Annotated in this window: 2 protein-coding genes and 2 pseudogenes; all 4 read left to right on the forward strand. The window is 37.0% G+C overall.

Annotation, left to right across the window (positions count from 1 at the left end; translation table 11 throughout):
* Window positions 1-629: pseudogene (locus DFQ00_RS28565) on the forward strand (copper amine oxidase N-terminal domain-containing protein); the annotation flags it as partial.
* A 38-nt stretch (window positions 630-667) separates the two neighbouring features.
* A complete protein-coding gene (locus tag DFQ00_RS28570; RefSeq protein ID WP_208643834.1) occupies window positions 668-1,219 on the forward strand; it encodes a hypothetical protein in 552 nt (183 codons plus the stop codon).
* 166 nt (window positions 1,220-1,385) lie between these two features.
* Window positions 1,386-1,664 (forward strand): hypothetical protein, encoded by a 279-nt coding sequence (locus DFQ00_RS28575; protein ID WP_110899765.1) that lies wholly within the window; start codon window positions 1,386-1,388, stop codon window positions 1,662-1,664.
* A 51-nt stretch (window positions 1,665-1,715) separates the two neighbouring features.
* Window positions 1,716-1,981 (forward strand): annotated as a pseudogene (locus tag DFQ00_RS28580) (hypothetical protein); the annotation flags it as partial.

The following is a 1,981-nucleotide window of genomic DNA, read 5'->3' on the forward strand; positions in this document are numbered from 1 at the left end:
GGGGACGGGTCATCCGAACGACCAATTTACCTAAAAACGCGAAGGATTTCCCATATATTTTGGAAGAGTATCCGAATGAAATGTATGAGATGAAGTTCCCTAGGATTGTGGATACAACTTCTGCGCAGCTAGCTAAATTTGACAAAGTCTTCAACCATAAGGGAACCATGGATCAGTGGAAAACAACAACAGAGAATTACTATAATACCTTGCTTAATGTAGATTACAGAACGATTGATGAAGATTGGGCCAAGACATTATTTAGTAATCATAATCAGGCTTTCAGTTATGTACTGACAGATATGAAAAAATATGTGGAGTGGGTAAAGAGTAATAAAATTATTATGAAAGGCTCTTTAGTAGCAGAACCTTCTATGGTGACTGATGCGAATAAGTTATCTGGTTATTTTATTCGAACTAAATTTAATTTCAAGATTAAATCGTATATCAAATATGAAAACATCATACTTGATGAGCGTTTCAAAAGTGCTGGACCTTTTAAAAAAGGAAAAGAATATGAAGGGTATGTAGATATTCCACTATCAACGAATGTTAATAATTATAATCTCAAGGTTAGTGGTATGGCTACACTCTTTAGTGACACTTCAATAGTACGTGAAGTGAAATGAAAAAGCTCTTCAATAATGTTACCCCACGTTTGTTACTGATGTCATTAATACTAGAATTATTTGTTTTTTTCAGTACAACACCTGTAGCGTACGCTGCAGATAACATTCAATTTGTCCCTGACGGTTCAATTAAATTTAGTACAAAATCAACAGCAGCAACTACATCGATTCGTTATAAAACGGTGGGATTTACAATAGCTCGTGACAAAAGATGCAAGTCAACGGATTGTGTCCCACAACAAGGGGGGCCCTATGGTGTAGTTAGAATAATTCAAGTAGGAGAAGAACGTCACTCAGATGGAAGCGTTACTACATATTTTAATGTTCCAGTAGATAAAGTGAATGCGGCTTTAAAGGCTGCTGGGTTAGATAAAGTATCCGATATAGATAAAATATGGTTGAGTTCTATATTTCAAGTTATTAACGGATCTAGGCCTAATACAGATTTTGTTACTCTTCAGAGCATTAAAAATGCTGAAAGCTGGGCTGATCCGAATAAGTTTAGACAATACTATGATATTCCTGTCAAAGTGGATGCAGAGTATCCTGTTACTCAAATCTATAGAACGAGTGAAGGCGTTGACAGGTGATGTAATATAGTGATGAGATCGAAGAGAACGGATTCATGAGTTTTCTTCGATCCTTCTCTTTTTTGTGAAGATATGCAAAGTAAAGTGAGGGATGGCGATGCCACGGATTGCCAAGAGTTTTCTTTTGATTATGGTAGTGATTGGATTATTAGGAGGGTGTTCAGGAGTGAACAAAGAGGATCAGGAGATTATAGATCGGTCAGAATCTATAGCAATCAAGTATCTGAAAGATACTTATAACTTAAATGATGTAGTAATTACACGAAGACAATTGCAGCCTAGAATGGCTATGGCTCGTGTTACTGTATATGGTTATGTAAGAGGACATGAAGAGCAGCATTTTAATGTCTCGGTAAATTATGAATCCAATAAGGCAGAATTGCTTTCGTTTAGCAGAGAGTTTCGCAATATGCTTAGCGAACGGGGATTCGACCCCTACAAATAAAGAGAATAAATTACAGGTTTTAAAAGACTAAAGAACATTGGAGGTCATAAAATGGCTGAGAATAGAAGTCCAGGGAAATTAAATTTAACAGATCAGGATTATCAACAGATGTCTGAAGCAGCCTATAGTGATTATGTAATAGGAGAAGATTTTAGAATGGTTCCAGGCTGGGAAGTGTTAGACCAAAAACATAACAAATCGGGAATGGATGCAGTGACCTTTTATAACCCGGACACTAAGCAAGCGGTAATTGCATTTCGTGGAACTGAGGGCTCTGCCAATTGGGATCGAAAGGCACCGGATTTAGGGACAGACGT

The organism is Paenibacillus barcinonensis, assembly GCF_003217495.1.
GTDB lineage: Bacteria > Bacillota > Bacilli > Paenibacillales > Paenibacillaceae > Paenibacillus > Paenibacillus barcinonensis.